Here is a 15379-nt window from a genome sequence, read left to right as displayed (position 1 = left end):
GCGCGCCTTCCGTCCGGAGGGCACCAACTGGATTGCTTCGCTGCGCCCGCAAAGACGGCGGAGGCGCGCATCAGGGATGGCGTGCCGCCTCCGCCCGGCGCATGGATCGGATCCGGAACGCCCCCGACCGCGTCGGGGTTGGCGTCAGACGCTTCTGCCGAAGGTGACCGCATGGCGCGCAAGCGTCTCCGCCCGACGATCGAGAGCCTGATCGAGTCCCTGGGGCGGCTCGGTGTCGCCCCGGAGGCGGTCGACCTCGACCGGCTGCTCGCCCAGCTCGACCTGCCCGATTACGGCGCCGAGGTCGACGACGACCGCGTCGCCCGAGCGCTCCGGGAGATGCGGGCCGCCCGGGCCTTCGCGGAGACCGGCATCCCGGCGATCCGGAAGGCGATCCCCAATCTCCGGGCCGTGGTCACCAAGGACCACCGCATCACTTGGCTGATCCGGACCGAGATCCCGCTCCTCGACAACGGCCGCCTGGACCTGCGCCTCGACGTGGCCCCCGAGCCGGAGGCGGCCGAGATCCTCGCCCGCATGGCCGCCCGGAACGACCCGACGCACCGCCTGGAGGCCCTGCGCGACGCCGTGGCGCGCACGGCCCTCCAGGCGACCCGCGCCCTGCACAAGCCGGTCGACCGGCTGCGGGCGCAGCTCCTCGTCGACCTGCGCGAGGTCGGGGCGGACGCCGCCGCCTACATCGCCCACATGGACCGCTCGCTCCGGTCGCGGGTCTTCACGTACGGCCCAAAGCTCGCCCGCGGCCTCAACGACACGCTCACCCCCGTCCGCCGCCACGCCAAGGCGGTGGCGCGCGAGGGCTCGCGCCTGCGGCGGCTGCGCGATCAGGTCGGCTTCGGCGCCTATATCGAGCGCTTCACCGCCGCCCGGCGCCTCGACCGGAAGATCGTGTTCCACATGGGGCCGACCAATTCCGGCAAGACCTACGCGGCCCTGCAGCACCTGACCGCGGCCGGGACCGGAGCCTACCTCGCGCCGCTCCGGCTGCTGGCGCTGGAGAACTACGAGACCCTGCGCGAGCGGGGCCTGCGCGCGGGCATGATCACCGGCGAGGAGGTGCTGGGCGATACGAACCCGACCCACACCGCCCGCACGATCGAGACCGCCGACCTCACCCGGCCGATCGACGTGGCGGTGATCGACGAGATCCAGATGCTGTCGGACCCCGACCGCGGCTGGGCCTGGACCAACGCGCTGTTCGGCGTCGCCGCCAGGACCGTGATCGTCTGCGGCTCGGACGACGCCCTGTCCTATGTCCGCCGCGCCGCCGAGGCCGCCGACGAGTCCCTGGAGGTGATCCCCTTCACCCGCAAGTCGCCGCTCCTGCTGCTGGAGGAGCCGGTGCCGCTGGAGAAGGTCGAGGCCGGGGACGCGGTGGTCGCCTTCTCGCGCCGGGCCGTGCACGAGAATCGCGAGGTCCTCGTCGCCCGCGGTCACCGGGTCGCGACGATCTACGGCGCCCTGTCGCCGGAGGTCCGCCGGGCCGAGGCCGCGCGCTTCCGCAGCGGGGAGGCCAACGTGCTGGTGACCACCGACGCGATCGGCATGGGGCTCAATCTCGGCCCGCTGAAGCGGATCGTGTTCTCGGCGGTGCGCAAGTGGGACGGGACCGCCGAGCGGGCGCTGACCCATTCCGAGATCCGGCAGATCGCCGGCCGGGCCGGCCGCTACGGCCACCAGGATGTCGGCTACGTGGCGGCGACCGACCCGTACGCCGCCGAGCCGATCCGCACCGCCCTCTCGGGCGCCCCGACGGCGCCGGCGGCCGACACGCGCTTCTTCGTCCGCCCGGATCTCGGGGCGATCCGCTCGGTGGCCGAGGAGATGCGCACCCACAGCCTGCACGAGGTGCTGACCCACTTCGCCCGGGCGACCTTCTACGCGGGCTCGCCGTTCCAGCCCTCGGCCCTGGAGGAGGTGCTGGAGGTCGCCCGGATCGTCGACCGGGCGCGGCTGCCGATCGAGGAGAAGTTCGCCTTCTCGGTCTGCCCGATCGACCGGCGCGACGAGATCGCCATGGGCCTGCTGGAGCGCTGGTGCCAGGCGCGCGCCGCCGGCCTCACGGTCCCGGCTCTGCGCGGCAACCTCGCGGGCGCGCTCGACTACCAGGAGCGGACCGTGAAGCTCGCCAGCGCCTATCTGTGGCTGTCGCGGCGCTTCCCCGAGACTTTCGACGACGTGGACGCCATCCGCCACATGCGCGGCCGCGCCAACGACGCCATTGAGCAGCACCTGCGGGAGACAGCGACCCGGAAGGCGGAGCGGCGCAGCCGGCGACCTGTCGGGGCGCGGTGAGACGCGGCATCGGGCCATGAAAAAAGCCCGCTGCGCGTTCGGCGCAGCGGGCTTTCTCGGATGACGTTGGTTGCGGGTCCCCGCAACACCCGATCTCGGCGCAATCCGGCGATTCGTTCTGAGCACAGATCGTTGGTTACGAGGGAATGCAACGCTCTATTCTCGCGACTGATCGAAAGAGTTATACCGAAATTACCGGAGTATCCTCTCAACCCGAGACAGGCTCAAATCCCTTTTGGACGTGCTTCGGTTCAGTGGATCTTCGTCATTTCGTGTGGGTCAAGGAGCCAGAAGTACGCGACGGCGTAGAAGGTCGAAGCCGGCTCGGCCGTACATCAGTCGCTTGATCAGCTTCAGTTTCGTAATCTGGCCCTCGGACTGAGTGTTGCTCCACGGCATCGTCAACGCTGCCCTTACCGCGGCAGCATCAACGACGAGCCCGCTGGCGAACGTCTGCGCGGCTCGGATGCCGCTCGCCTTCGCCTCGACGATCCAAGCCTCGAACGCCGCCAGGCGTCGATCGCCATGTGCGGACGATCCGTTCCCCTTCCTCCCGGCCTCGCGTACGAACACGACGAAGCGCTGGATGAGCCCGTGTAGGGTGGCCGCGTCGGGATCCTGCACGATGCGCGCGAGAAGCGCGCTATCGGCCGGGCTCAGCCGGTCCGGCGACACCGTCATGATCCAGGCGAGGACCTTCGATCCCGGCAGTTGCTCGCGCCGCGCCGGCAGCTCGGCCGAGCCGGGGCCGTCATGCCGGGGATGGCGTCACGCCAGCGTCGGGGTGTGGTGATCGCGACCTTCGTCCGTCGACTCTGCAGCCATTTGTGGACCTGCCGCGAGCCGCCCGCGTAACCGTGTTCGCGCAGCTCTCGCAGGAGCTGCAATCCGTTCTCGCAGCCCTCGGCACGGCGGCGCTCGAGATAGGCCAGCCAGGGGTCGAGCTGACTCGATCCGATCCGCCGTTCGCCGCGTTCCGGGGGCCTATCCATGGAGGCGTAGCGCCGCACCGTTGCCGGTGCCAGAGGGATCGCGCGCGCGATCGCCATGATCGACTCGCCGGCCGCGCAGCGGCAGGGCGCCCAGCGGATCGTAGGCGTGGCGGGTGACGTGCTCGCCGAGCCGGACTTCATGGGGCTGGTCGATCCCGGAAAAGATCCGCCGCGTCACACGCCGGCCGCAGGCATCGTACCGGCTCTGCACCCGCCGCCCGCCGACATCCCCCTCGACGATCCGACCGTCCCGGTCGCGGATGATCTCCACCCGCGTCGCCTCGTTCCGCGCCTCGATCAGCAGCCCGCGCCTGTCGTACCCGTAGGCGACCTGATCCTGCCGCCGCCCGTCCGGGCCGAACACCGCGATCCCGGTGACCAGCCCGGTCCGGTCGTAAGTGTAGGTCAACCGGGCGCCGTCCGGCCTGACCGTCTCGCTCACCCGCCCGAGGACGTCGCGGGTATAGCGCGTCACCCGCCCGTCGAAGTCGACCTCGGCCACCACCCGGCCGGCCGCGTCCCGCTCCAGCGCGTAACTCCGGCCGAGCGCGTTGGTCACCTGGACGAGCCGGCCCTCGCCGTCATAGCCGAGGGTCAGCGTGCCGCCGTTCGGGTCCTCGATCGCCTCCAGCACGTCGAAGGCGCCGTGGCGGTAGCGCCAGGTCCGGCCCTCGCCGTCCGTGACGCTGGCCAGCGCCCCCTCCGGATCGAAGGCGCGCGCCACCGTCGTGCCGTCCGGCCGGGTCAGCCCGGTCGGGGTGGCAAAGCTCCCGGGACCGGCCGCGTAGGCGAGCCGCGTCGTGCGCCCGAGCGGGTCGGTGGTCTCCACCAGCCGCCCGAACGCGTCGTAACCGAACCGGGTCACCCCGCCCCTGGTGTCGGTGACGCTGGCGAGCCAGCCGCCCGCGTCGTAGGTGCGCCGCTCCTCGGTGCCGTCGGGGAAGCGCGTCAGGGTGATCCGGCCGTGGGCGTCCCGCTCGTACTCCGTGCGGTGGCCCTCGGCGTCGATCTCGGCCGCGAGGTTGGCCTGGGCGTCGTAGTCGTTGCGTTGGACGTTGCCCGCGCCGTCGACGACGATGTCGAGCTGGCCCTCCCGTCCCCAGCCGTACAGCGTCTCCCGCCCCTCGGCGTCGACGTGCTCCGTACGTTGCCGAAGATGTCGTAGCGCGTGCGCACGGTAGCCCCGGTCGCGTCGGTGGTGGCGATGCGGAAGCCGTAGCGGTCGAAACTGTGGCGCGTGGTGGCACCGAGCGCGTCGGTCTCGGCCGTGACGTTGTCGTTCTCGTTGTAGGCGGAGACCTGCGCCCGGGCCGCGTCACCGCCGGGCAGGTAGGTGGTCCGGCGCGCCTGCGCGTCGTAGAGGAAGCGGTCGCCGTTCCACAGGCCGGTGGTCTCGGTGTGCACCACCCGGCCGGCATCGTCGTAGCTAAATGCGGTCTGCGACCGGCGGGTCCTGTTGTGCCAGCGGGCGAGCAGCGGCCGGTCGGGCTGCCAGGCGTAGTCGACCGACATGCCGAAGGCGCAGTCGGCCCGGTCCATGCGGCCGCCTATGTCGTAGCCGTATTCGGTCAGCCTCAGGCTGGCGCCGCCGAGCCCGATCGGGGTGATGCCGGTGCGCCGGCCGGTATCGTCGTTGTCGAAGGCGAGTGCGAGGCCGTCGGAGCGCTCGACCCGCAGGAGCACGCCCGCTTGGTCGCGGATGAGGGCGAGCGCGTTGCCGGAGAAGTCCTCGACGCGCTCCAGTCAGAGGCTTTGCACGGTGCAAAAGCCTAGCTTACCGGACGCCTTTCAGGCGGTCGACACCACGATTCCATCACGTGTCGCGCGCGCCCAAGCCTCGTCATGGGTGCCGCAACGCCGTTCCCACCATGCCCGGAACGGTGGCACCGGGCCGAACCCGGCCGGCTGAGCCCGTGGTGCGCCAGGGCCGGAACCACTCACGGGGCCTGTCGATATCGCCCCGAAGTAGTGCTGGTCATTTGCTCGTGATCGCACGTCATATCATAAATCTACATAGCGCAAATTGCTTGGATCCGTGCAATCAAAATAAACCTCCTTAAATCTCTCCGATTGGGACAATATGGAAAGATAAACGTCTGCACGAAGTCGCTCAACGTTGGCTACGGTAGGCGTTCCACCTAAACTAAGAGCGGGACAAAACCATAAGCCTCAAGCTCATTTAATGCACCGAGTTTATTTATCGCGGCGTCGAGGAGACCAAAATCGCGAAAATATCGCTTATTAAGAGAGAAACTGGAGTAAAATTCCACATCGCTGACGGTATCGGCGGATATTTTTCCAGGATTTATATTGTATACAATTCTATTGTTTGGAAATTCGATGTTTACCGAGCCAACTTTTAAATTCCATGCTTTTGCTATACCGAAAGCACTTATTAAGTACGGAATAGTCTTATCTGTTTCGAGGTGCTGATTTCCGTCCAGGGCTTCTCTTACAGAATCCCAAATGGACTCAGGGTCGCATGTTTGGAAGGCGCCGCCTGCCCAACTCGCAATGCCACAACGCTCCCAAATGGCGATTATAGGTTTTGGAACTACATCTACATATTTTCTACCATCAAGTTTTCTAAATTTTTTCGGCTTTGCAGATTGGATGATGTATGAGACATTTTCATCTAAATCCATGACTCCCTCCTAGCAGTTGGGGTCTGACTCGCAAACTATTTGGCCTTTGAACTTAGCACATAGAGAAACATTTAATTTCTTATCATTGTTGCTTTTAGCTTCTGCTGCGATTGTGTCAAGTTCAGAGGTCCTTGCTGGCCATCCTCCACCGAGCGATGAATTAACTGAATCTAGACCCAGTCTCTCGATGACGGATAGCCTTCCACTAACTAATTGGTCTGGGGCATGCAGCGGAACAAGTCGAAATATACTTTTCTCAGCGGCTGCGCGAGCCGCAACAATGCTAGTGTACTGGCCACTCTTGAGCAAATCATTCACAACTGTCTGGAGGTGTTCTTCTCTAAATTCGGCCTGATTGTTCAGGCGACCGTGCGCTTTAAACCATTCCCTTTCGTTAAATGTACTCGCTTGGCGACATGCTATTTAAACCTCTTGCCTGTTCGAATATTTGACGGCAATATTACTTCATTAGAGGATGGCTTGCGTCCGATACTCCTCGTTTGTAAAGAAATCTATCCAGGCTCCAACATCTCAGTCGCGTAACTCCCTTGCGGGTTACGCGCATTCCATGGCGGCCTAAAGCAGCGGCATCGCGCCGCTGTGCTGTTCTACTTTTTTGAAGGGTTTCACGGTACAAATTCTCGAGTTCATCGCGTGAAACAATAAGGTGGCCATTAGGCAGCCACTCAGCCAAGATATAGTATTTTCCATCAGGGTCGTATGTAGTAACCCCCGCCAAAGGTCCGGATAATATTGTATTAAAAGTCCAGGATCCATCTCCGTTGCGCCAGGCATCCGAGCGGTAATCACTTAAAAAGCTGTTTACATGCGGCTGTGGGCTATTCGATGGAGGAATAATAGGAGGCCCGCTCGGGCCAGGTATGACTGGTACGTTGTCGTTGATTGCAGGGGCTCTCGCCGGAGGTGGTGGCTCTACCGGCAAAGGCATCGGCATTGGTGGTCGCATGGGGCCAAGCTGCGCGAGTTGTATTCTCGGCTCGATCTCATTTCTGTTCGGAGTGGGATAGCTCTGGGTGTCCTCGATGTAGATGAGCTTGCCCCAAGTCTCCTTGTGGTTCATCCACCACTTGTCGTCGTGGCGCACCACACACTTGTCCTGGATCTTCACCGTCTTCGACCACGTCTTTGGCTCACACTCCGCGCCCTGCGTGCCGAACTGGACGCCCCCGCCGGTCGCCGCCTCGTCGCCGTAGCAGCGCGTGATCAGCGAGCCCTCGACGTAGGACGCGTGATCCGTCTGACGCACGGTCCCCGCCGTGCACACCCCCTCGATCTGACCCTGCGTGTGAACCCGGTACCGCACCGCCTTATCCGGCGAGAGACCCCAGTTCATCGGGACCGACATCAGGATCCCCTCGCGCGTCACGCGCGCGCCCTCGCGCGGCAGGCTCATGCGGCCTCTCCCCCATCCCGCAGCCCGTGCTCGCCCGAGACCGGCAGGCCCGCCGCCTGCTCGGCCGGTGCCGCATCCAGCTCCGCTATTAGTGATTGCTAACTCATCTCATCAGCGTCTACACGAAGAACGTGATCGGTTGTGATACCGATACCTTTCTTTATGATTTCAAAAGATGGATTTGTGTTATTTGAAAAGAACAACTTCAACAAGAACGTACAGTCGCGGCCTATAACGTGCCCGTCATAGACGGAAAATATCAGATTGTAATTATCTCTATCGATGTGGACTTCGCGTGTTTCAGAAACAGTCCCGACATGTATATAATCCCCGTTGACCTCAAATGGGACCTGCATAGCCCATAGACATAGGTCGTCGGGTGCAAATTTTTCGTTGCTGTAGATCTGTATCCGGCATATACCGTCATGATCCGGAATTCCGAAAGACACATCACCTGGGGAAAATAAAAATCCCTGAGCTACGTGGTCGTCAGTCCATTCATATGCTTTCGGAGGGCGTTCAAAGACAATAACTTGCGCATGTGTTACAGTGGCATTGAATTCTGTAATCAGCATATTTACGGTCCCGTGGTTATCGTTACTTTACAGCCTTCATCGGCCCGAGTTGGTGTATTCATCTGAGCTTTAAGCTGCTGTCCAGCGCCTCGATTGTCCGATAGCGGAATATACTTGACATTCACGTTGGTGGTCTCGGCAAATGTCGCAAGCGGATACTCGTCCCGATCATATAATGGGATAGGCGGCAAGCCTGATCTTCTCATATTTGCCGCTCGCCTCTGGTTTGTGCCCGCCCTATCAAGCGTCAACTCTCTAGGCTGTCCCGAAGCTGGAGCATCCTCAATATGCTTGGCCGCTAGCGGTGAACGTGATCGCGAGATTACAACGGTTCTTCTGCAACTATTCCTTTTTGAGCTGCGTGTGATCCGAATGGTCTGCAATGCGGCTGCTGTCGTCAAGCCGACAGCAATCGCGGCCTCCAGCCTTTTCTTCGCATCTGGATCGCCTTGTCCAGCCGCCCCTACAGTTCCGGGATGCGTGCGTTCCATCTCGGCAATTAACCGCGCCACGCTCTCGTTGCGTGGGCCAGACCATGGAACATCCCAATAGCTCATCGGAGCCATGTTCTTTGCCCACACGTAAGCGCGCGGCGAGCACATCATTTGTGTTCTGTAGATTTAGATCGAGCTGCTGAGCAGCATTCTGGACAGCTCTGTCTTCGCGAAGAACGTCGAGTTCGTGCAGAGCTATTCCTCCGGCTATCGCGCCTGCTGCAAGGCCGGGCTTCGGTATGGAAATCGCCTCGCCACCAATGGGAACAGCATCGGTCGTCGTGCCAGTACCCGCTTGCGTAATTCTTATCCTTGGCGCGATCTTCACTCGTCTTGGCGTCGGATAACTGTTGGTGTCCCTTAAGTCAGTGAGTTTTCCGAAGGTATTTTTGTTATTCATCCACAGTTCGTCACTGTGGCTCAACACCCCTTGTCTTCGATCCGTACCGTCGAGGAGTACGTCTTTGGCTCACACTTCCCACCGTGTGTCCCCGATAGAACCCCGCCGCTAATCCCCGCCTCGTCACCATAGCAGGCCTTGATCAGCGAACTGCTCGCGTATGAGGGTTCGTCGTTCTGCCGGACGCTCGCGACCGTGCAGGCGCCCTCGATCTGTCCCTGAGTATGGATCCGGTAAGGCACGATCGCCTGCGGCGACCGGCACCAATCCATCGCGGTTGAGACCACGATCCCCTCGCGCGTGACCCGCGCGCCCTCCCGCGGCAGGCTCATGCGGCCTCTCCCCCATCCCGCAGGCCGTGCTCGCCCGAGACCGGCAAGCCCGCCGCCTGCCCGGCCGGCACCGGGTCGAGCTCCGCGCCCAGATACGCCGGGCACCGGGCGATCCAGCCGCGCCACGTCAGGTCCACCGACCAGGGCGGGGCCTCCGCGCGCAGGTCGAGGTGCAGCCCGTCCAGCGTCAGCGCCGCGCGCGCCTCCCGACCGTCGTTCCAGCTGTGCCGCACCACGGGGACGAACGCGGGCAGGCGGAAGGCCAGCGGCCCGCTCGGCAGCAGCCCGTCCAGGCTCACGCGCGTGTCGCCGACGAGGCGGCGCACGATGAGCCGCAGCGGAGACACCTGGAAGAAGCGGTAGTCGAAGTCCTGCGGCATCTGCGGGCAGCGTCCGCGCTGCCACGCCTCGTCCCGGGTGCCGCAGCGCCGCTCCCGCCACGCCCAGAACGGCGGCACCGGGCCGAACCCAGCCGGCTCCGGCACCGCGAACGGGTCGGTCACCGGCGCGTCCGCCACCTCGATCTGCGGCGCCCGCAGGGCACGGCCCGCCGGGCTCCAGTCCCGGTGCAGCAGCCCCGGACCGATCGGGTTGTGCGGGCTTCCCCCGCCCTCCGGATCGCCGACGAACCGCTCGCCGGCAGCCAAGCGGTAATCGAGCGGTACCCGCGCGACCGGCTCGGCCGGGCCGAGCCGCCACGACGCCCCCTCCGGCGCCCAGCGCCGCGGCCCGTGCACGCGCAGGCTCGCGCGACCATTCCCGAGGCCGAGCGCCACCTCCCAGGAGGCCGCGGGCCGGCCGTCGGGCCCGTGGGCGCTGCCCAGCAGGGTCACGTCCGCATGCGGCCTGTAGCCGATGAGGTCACTCGCCCGCAGCAGCGGCGTTCGGTGCGGGTCGCCCGCGTAGACGTCGGTGAGCACGATCGCCTGCCGCTCGTACAGGCGCAGGGCTCCCTCTGCAGTCAGCGCGTAGCTCGCCCGCACGGCGACCACCGCCATGACCGCCCCGTCCCGGTGCAGGTCGTCGAAGCCGATCGCCGCCAGCGGCGTGTCGTTGCGCAGCAGCATCGCCCGCCCCTCAGCGCGAGGGGTTCAGGTCGATCACCCTGCCCCAGTGCTTCACCTGATCGGAGAAGTCGGTGGTCAGGGTGGTCCCGGTGAGCGTGACGTGCCCGTCCTTGGTCAGGGTCAGCGTCGCCTTGCCGACCTTGAGCTGGAACGTCTCTCCGACGTTGATCATCATCTCCTTGCCGACGTTGATCACGTGCTGCTCGCCGACCGTGACCTGTGCGTCCTTCCCCACCGTCACGGTCTGGTCGACCCCGACGACGGTATTCTTCATCATCCCGACCTCCTCCGAAGAGGTCAGGCCCACCGTGCGGTTCATTTTCATCGCCACCGCGAGCTGCTTGTTCTGCGCGATCGTCTCGACGTGGTTGCCGCCGACATCGATCGCCTTGTCGTTCCCGATGCTCTCCGACTGGTCGTGGTCGACCCGCTTGCGCCGGTCGTGGCGCACCTTCACCCGCATGTCCTTCTGCGCGTGGACGAACACCTCCTCCCGGCCCTGCTCGTCCTCGAACCGCAGCTCGTTGAACCCCTCGCCCTTGTGCGTCTTCGACTTGATCGTCATCCGCGTCTTGTGCGCGGGAAGCGGGTACGGCACCGGCTCGCGCGCGTTGTAGGCCCGGCCCGTGATGATCGGCTGGTCCGGATCACCCTCGAGGAAGTCGACGATCACGTGCTGGCCCACCCGCGGCACCGCCATCTGGCCCCAGCTCGCCCCCGCCCAGCCCTGGCTCACCCGGATCCAGCACGACGCCGTGTCGTCCGCCTTCCCCGACCGGTCCCAGGGGAAGCGCACCTTCACCCGCCCGAACGCGTCGCAGTGGATCTCCTCCCCCGCCGGACCCGTCACGATCGCCATCTGCGGGCCCTCCACCCGCGGCTTGGCGGGCGCGTCCGGGCGGTAGGGCGTGTCGTGCCGGATCACCCGGAACGCCGTGGTCAGGTACGCGCCCCCGTCCCCGGCATCCGCCTCCACCGCCCCCGGCTGGCTGCCCGCGTGGCTGGCCGCCACCACCAGGAACCGCCGGTTCAGCGCGGGATCGGGATGCTCGACGAGCGCGAACCGGTGCCCGGGCAGCAGCCGCGCGCACCGGCCGGCGCCCTCGCCGTGGCTCGCCTCATCGCGATACCCCTCCAGGCGATAGCGCGTGAACGCCTGGCCCACCGCGTCCGCCTTGTAGCGGCCGGGGTAGTCGTACATCTCCAGCTTGCGCGTCAGCCCGTTGAGCACCGAGGCCTGCGCCCGCGCCTCGAAGTCGTGCACGGGGTTGCGGAAGAAGTGGTCGCGCTGCACCACGTCGGAGGGCGCCACCACCTCCCGCCACGTGAACCGGCCGACATGCGGACCCTTACCGTGCCGCCCGGCAGCGCGTTGTACTCCAGGGCCTCGGCGCCCGGCGCGTCGGGCGCCAGCTTGGTGGCGTCGGTGAGCACCAGGGTGTGGGCGCCGGCCTCGTGCTCGAAGTGGTAGGCGATGCCCTCCTCGGCGAGCAGCCGCTCGATGAAGGCGAGGTGCGTCTCCCGGTACTGCACGCAGTACTCGCGCGCGGGGTGCTGTTCGGTCAGTGCCAGGCGGTAGGCGCTGACGCCGGTCTCCTTGAGCACCGCCTCGACGATCTCGGGCACGCTCTTCGCCTGGAAGATCCGGCAATCGGCGGAAAAGCGCAGGCGGTGCAGCGCCGGCATCAGCAGGACGGAGTAGCGCGTGTGGTGCGCGCCGGTGTCGCCGCGCTCGGCCAGGGCGAGCACGCCGTGGACGTGGCGGGGCGGGCCGTAGCGGTCGAGCACGGTGAGCAGCGCCGGCGTGTCGAGCAGGGCGGTGAGGTCGAGGCCCGGGTCGGGCGAGGTCAGCGCGACCTCGGCCTGGAACAGGGTCGAGATCGCCTCCTCCAGGCGGAAGCCCGTGACCGCGAGATCGGCCTCCGGCAGGCCGTCTGCGGTGCACGCGAGGGTGAAGTCGCGCTCGATCTCGCTCAGCGGCTGGGTGATCTCGGCGGGCAGGGCGATCATCGGGATCTCTCGAAGGGGGCGGCGGCCCTGGCCGGCAGGGGCCGGCTCGAGGGGGTTGCCGGCTCAGGGGGTGCAGGCCGGGACGTGGAGGACGAAGCGCTGCAGCCAGTAGGCGGCGAGCCCCGCGCCCAGCACCAAGCCGAACCAGGAGTGCGGGCGCCCGAAGCCGGCCAGGCCGGTCAGGCCGAGCACCGGGCCGAGCGTGAGCAGGCCCAGGAGGATCGGCATCCCGTCGCGCCCGTCCGGCACGGCTCAGAACGCCACGGCGGCCGCCTCGGGCAGGTCGACGATCCACTCGGCCGGGTCGACGGAGAACACCTGGATCGCCAGGGCGGTGACCGCGGCGGCCGGCACCAGGGCGAGGTCGCGGGTGAGGTCGCGCCCGCCCGGCCACCGCCCCGGCAGCCGGGCGGGCGGCCGGACCATCCGGGCCGGGATCGGCCGCGGCGAGGGTTCGTCCGGGACGGGCTCGTCCTGGACACCCGCGTCCGGGCGCACCTCGTCCCGCGGGACGCCGGGGCATCCGGCGCGTGAGCCGCCCGAGGCGCGCATCCGCTCGACCCCCGCCGCTCAGGTCGTCCGGCTCAGGCCTTGGGCTTGCGCCAGTCGTCGGCGCCCGACGTGCTGGCGACGGTGTGCTCCCACTCGATCCGGCGATAGGACAGCAACACGGCGATCAGCTGGGTGAAGTCGGCGTTGCGCGCGTCCTGGCAGTGCGGCAGCTGGGCGTCGATGTCGATGATGGTCGCGTCGATCAGCCGGGTGGTGAAGAAGTGCTCCTGCTTGCCGGCCGAGCTGGTGCGGAACCACTTGACCTCGACCTTGGTCAGCATCTCGCCCGAGGTGAGCGCGTTGTACAGGAGCGGGATCGCCTTGTTCAGCGGCGCGGTGAACTTGAACGGCAGGTGGACGCGCTGGCCCGAGGGCTGGCCCGACTGCGGGTCGCGCGGGATGGTGATGGGGTGTTCGATCGCCTGGACGAGGATCTCGTTCTCGTGGCCCTCCTGCCAGATGTTGCCCACGGAGGCTTCGGTGAAGGCGCCCTGGGTGATGTTGCCCTGGGTGGCGCCCTCGATCGAGATATAGGCGGGTGTCGGCATGGTCTTCCCCGGTGATCCGGGGCCGGTGGTGGTCGATCCGCAGATCCGGTTAGATTATGCCCGGTGTTCTGCGCTGTGTTCCGGCCTCGCGGGTAGTACATGGCAGAGTTCGTGCCAAGCCGTTCTGGGGTAAAATTATTTTTTTTTTTCATCTCAAGTGCCTGATCTATCAGGTGGATCGTTTTAGCCTTTGAATCGGGTCTTCAGGCGCGTCCATCAGCGGTTGATATTTTTGGCCAAAAACGGCCAAGGGCTTGGCCAAAAATGGCTGAACTTTTTAAGTGGTTCAAGCGACTGTGGCAGCTGTTGAAATCAATACGGTTCGAATTGGAACAGGTCCAAGGAATGGCTAAGCCCTTGATAACGCTCAATCGGGACGTTTGGCCAAAAATGGCCGAACCATCCGGACGGTTGGTAAGGAAAATGGCCTGATGTCCGTTGTCAGATGATTTGAGACGATTTGGGACGCTCAGGACCGGAGGCTCTGGTCCACCTGGGTTGAGAGGTCAGGCAGCCTGCGCGTGGTGGCGCAAGCGGCGGTCCATAAGGGTCTGGCGCGCGATCCGCGCCCACTCCCGCAGGATGGCCTCGCCGCGGCCGAAGTAGACGTCGGCGGGGGTGAGGTTGCCCAGGCTCTCGTGAGCCCGAGCTTGGTTGTAGGGCTCGACGAAGGCGGCAACCCGCGCCTCCAGCTCGCCGGGCAGGTCGGCGTGTTCGAGCCGGATGCGGTTCTTAAGCGTCGGGTGCCAACGCTCGATCTGACCCTGCGTCTGAGGATGGCGGGGCGCACCGCGGATGTGGGTCATGCCCCGGCTGCCGAGCCAGTCGGCGAGATCCCCCGCGACGTAGCTCGGCCCGTTGTCGGAGAGCCGCCGAGGCCGCTGACCACGTGCACGTGGTCGAGCCCGGCGTCTGCCAGCGCGCGGTCGAGCGTGGCGGTGACGTCGCTGGCCTGCATCGTCGCGCACAGCTTCCACACCACGATGTAGCGCGAGAAGTCATCCAGCACGGTCGAGAGGGCGTACCAGCCCCAGCCGATCACCATCAGATAGGTGAAGTCAGTCTGCCAGAGTTGATTGGACGCGGTGGTCTTGTCCCGGAACTCGTCGGCGGCTTTGATCACGATGTCGGCCGGGCCGGTGATCAGGTCCTGGGCCTTGAGCAGGCGGTAGACGCTCGCCTCCGAACGGTCTCTGCCGGCTTCCGAGCCGGCCCGGATGTCTGCTTCATCTACGCTCCTGAGGCTACGATGAACCAGACATCCTCCGTTCGTGAACGGCCTCAATCTGTCTCACGAGCGCTGACGGCAGACAAAACCCTCTCAAGGAGCGGCGTCGACCGAAGCACCTGTTTGCCGGCCTGGTGAAGTCTGGCTGCTGCGGTGACGGCCACGCAATGATCTCGAAAGACCTGCTCGGCTGCGCCATGGCGCGCAACAAGGGGACCTGCGACAACCGGGTCAACATCCGCCGCGACGCGCTGGAAGTCTCGATCCTGAACGGGCTGCGCACGCACCTGATGGAGCCGGAGCTGTTGCGCGAGTTCTGTGCCGAATTCACACGCGAGGTGAACCGGCTGCGGATCGAGCGTGGCGCCGAACTCGGCGCCAAGCGCCGCGAGCTGGAGCGCACTGAGCGCGAACTGGACAAGGCCATCGATGCGATCCTGGCCGGCATCCCGCCCCTCAAGCTCAAGGCGAAGATCGAAACTCTGGAGGGCCGGAAGGCCGAACTGACCGCGTTCCTGGGGGATGCGCAGGAGCCCCCGCCCCTGCTGCATCCGAACATGGCGGAACTATACCGGCAGCGGGTGGCGAAGCTCTACGACAGCCTCCGGACGGAAGACGGACGCGCAGAGGCTGCGGAACCGTTCCGCACGCTCGTCGATCAGGTGACGCGCGTCCCTGAAAGCGGCGAGCTGCGCTTCATGCTGCGCGGCGACCTCGCCGGCATCCTGCGGTTTGCTGCGAACAAGAAAAACCCCGGCTCCCTGTCGGAGGCCGGGGTTCTGGATGGCTTGCTCTCGCAAGGATCG

General features: G+C 65.7%; 13 protein-coding genes and 4 pseudogenes. 2 read left to right on the top strand and 15 right to left on the bottom strand.

What is annotated here, in order from left to right:
- Positions 1–171: 171 nt before the first annotated feature.
- Positions 172–2316, top strand: coding sequence for a helicase-related protein (locus ACLBYG_RS28370; protein WP_447683679.1), 2145 nt, complete (start codon positions 172–174; stop codon positions 2314–2316).
- 279 nt (positions 2317–2595) lie between these two features.
- Here the strand turns inward: ACLBYG_RS28370 and ACLBYG_RS28365 are convergent.
- From ACLBYG_RS28365 to ACLBYG_RS28295, 15 genes and pseudogenes are all read right to left on the bottom strand, one after another.
- A pseudogene (locus tag ACLBYG_RS28365) lies at positions 2596–3389 on the bottom strand (transposase); the annotation flags it as partial.
- On the bottom strand, positions 3301–4173 hold the full coding sequence (locus ACLBYG_RS28360; protein WP_447683678.1) for a hypothetical protein: 873 nt from the start codon (positions 4171–4173) through the stop codon (positions 3301–3303). The pseudogene ACLBYG_RS28365 and the gene ACLBYG_RS28360, both read right to left, overlap by 89 nt.
- Positions 4174–4256: 83 nt before the next feature.
- Complete coding sequence (locus ACLBYG_RS28355; protein WP_447683677.1) at positions 4257–4991, bottom strand: hypothetical protein; 735 nt, start codon at positions 4989–4991, stop codon at positions 4257–4259.
- Positions 4992–5446: 455 nt separating this feature from the next.
- Positions 5447–5953, bottom strand: a complete 507-nt coding sequence (locus ACLBYG_RS28350; RefSeq protein ID WP_447683676.1) for a GAD-like domain-containing protein — start codon at positions 5951–5953, stop codon at positions 5447–5449.
- Positions 5954–5962: 9 nt separating this feature from the next.
- Positions 5963–6316: a polymorphic toxin type 15 domain-containing protein gene (locus ACLBYG_RS28345; RefSeq protein WP_447683694.1), complete on the bottom strand. Its 354-nt coding sequence runs from the start codon at positions 6314–6316 to the stop codon at positions 5963–5965.
- A 97-nt stretch (positions 6317–6413) separates the two neighbouring features.
- The gene (locus tag ACLBYG_RS28340; RefSeq protein WP_447683675.1) at positions 6414–7367 is read right to left on the bottom strand and encodes a PAAR-like domain-containing protein; all 954 of its coding nucleotides are present in this window, start codon (positions 7365–7367) and stop codon (positions 6414–6416) included.
- Between the two features lie 98 nt (positions 7368–7465).
- A complete protein-coding gene (gene comJ, locus ACLBYG_RS28335; protein ID WP_447683674.1) occupies positions 7466–7942 on the bottom strand; it encodes a competence protein ComJ in 477 nt (158 codons plus the stop codon).
- Between the two features lie 342 nt (positions 7943–8284).
- A complete protein-coding gene (locus ACLBYG_RS28330) occupies positions 8285–8860 on the bottom strand; it encodes a hypothetical protein (RefSeq protein WP_447683673.1) in 576 nt (191 codons plus the stop codon).
- Positions 8857–9168, bottom strand: a complete 312-nt coding sequence (locus tag ACLBYG_RS28325) for a DUF4150 domain-containing protein (RefSeq protein ID WP_447683672.1) — start codon at positions 9166–9168, stop codon at positions 8857–8859. The genes ACLBYG_RS28330 and ACLBYG_RS28325 overlap by 4 nt, the downstream gene beginning before the upstream one ends.
- Complete coding sequence (locus ACLBYG_RS28320; protein WP_447683671.1) at positions 9165–10235, bottom strand: DUF2169 family type VI secretion system accessory protein; 1071 nt, start codon at positions 10233–10235, stop codon at positions 9165–9167. Before ACLBYG_RS28320 ends, ACLBYG_RS28325 begins: the two co-directional genes overlap by 4 nt.
- Before the next feature lie 250 nt (positions 10236–10485).
- A pseudogene (locus tag ACLBYG_RS28315) lies at positions 10486–12245 on the bottom strand (type VI secretion system Vgr family protein); the annotation flags it as partial.
- Positions 12246–12308: 63 nt separating this feature from the next.
- Entirely contained in the window at positions 12309–12473 is a 165-nt protein-coding gene (locus ACLBYG_RS28310; RefSeq protein ID WP_447683670.1) for a hypothetical protein, read from the bottom strand.
- 24 nt (positions 12474–12497) lie between these two features.
- Positions 12498–12743, bottom strand: a complete 246-nt coding sequence (locus tag ACLBYG_RS28305; RefSeq protein WP_447683669.1) for a hypothetical protein — start codon at positions 12741–12743, stop codon at positions 12498–12500.
- Positions 12744–12829: 86 nt separating this feature from the next.
- Positions 12830–13345 carry an Hcp family type VI secretion system effector gene (locus tag ACLBYG_RS28300; protein WP_447683668.1) on the bottom strand — a complete coding sequence of 172 codons (516 nt, stop codon included), beginning with the start codon at positions 13343–13345 and terminating at the stop codon, positions 12830–12832.
- Between the two features lie 506 nt (positions 13346–13851).
- A pseudogene (locus ACLBYG_RS28295) lies at positions 13852–14531 on the bottom strand (transposase); the annotation flags it as partial.
- Between the two features lie 209 nt (positions 14532–14740).
- Between ACLBYG_RS28295 and ACLBYG_RS28290 the strand changes: the two are divergent.
- Positions 14741–15379: pseudogene (locus tag ACLBYG_RS28290) on the top strand (recombinase family protein); the annotation flags it as partial.

It is taken from the genome of Methylobacterium sp. D53M (genome assembly GCF_053345625.1).
The sequence above is the reverse complement of the archived record's forward strand: the minus strand, read 5'-3'. Positions and strand labels throughout refer to the sequence as shown.

Bases quoted from the DNA above. Each gene is read 5' to 3' on its own strand.
- ACLBYG_RS28300 (WP_447683668.1), bottom strand. From the start codon at position 13,345: ATGCCGACACCCGCCTATATCTCGATCGAGGGCGCCACCCAGGGCAAC.
- ACLBYG_RS28325 (WP_447683672.1), bottom strand. From the start codon at position 9,168: ATGAGCCTGCCGCGGGAGGGCGCGCGGGTCACGCGCGAGGGGATCGTG.
- comJ (WP_447683674.1), bottom strand. From the start codon at position 7,942: ATGCTGATTACAGAATTCAATGCCACTGTAACACATGCGCAAGTTATT.
- ACLBYG_RS28320 (WP_447683671.1), bottom strand. From the start codon at position 10,235: ATGCTGCTGCGCAACGACACGCCGCTGGCGGCGATCGGCTTCGACGAC.
- ACLBYG_RS28310 (WP_447683670.1), bottom strand. From the start codon at position 12,473: ATGCCGATCCTCCTGGGCCTGCTCACGCTCGGCCCGGTGCTCGGCCTG.
- ACLBYG_RS28340 (WP_447683675.1), bottom strand. From the start codon at position 7,367: ATGAGCCTGCCGCGCGAGGGCGCGCGCGTGACGCGCGAGGGGATCCTG.
- ACLBYG_RS28350 (WP_447683676.1), bottom strand. From the start codon at position 5,953: ATGGATTTAGATGAAAATGTCTCATACATCATCCAATCTGCAAAGCCG.
- ACLBYG_RS28370 (WP_447683679.1), top strand. From the start codon at position 172: ATGGCGCGCAAGCGTCTCCGCCCGACGATCGAGAGCCTGATCGAGTCC.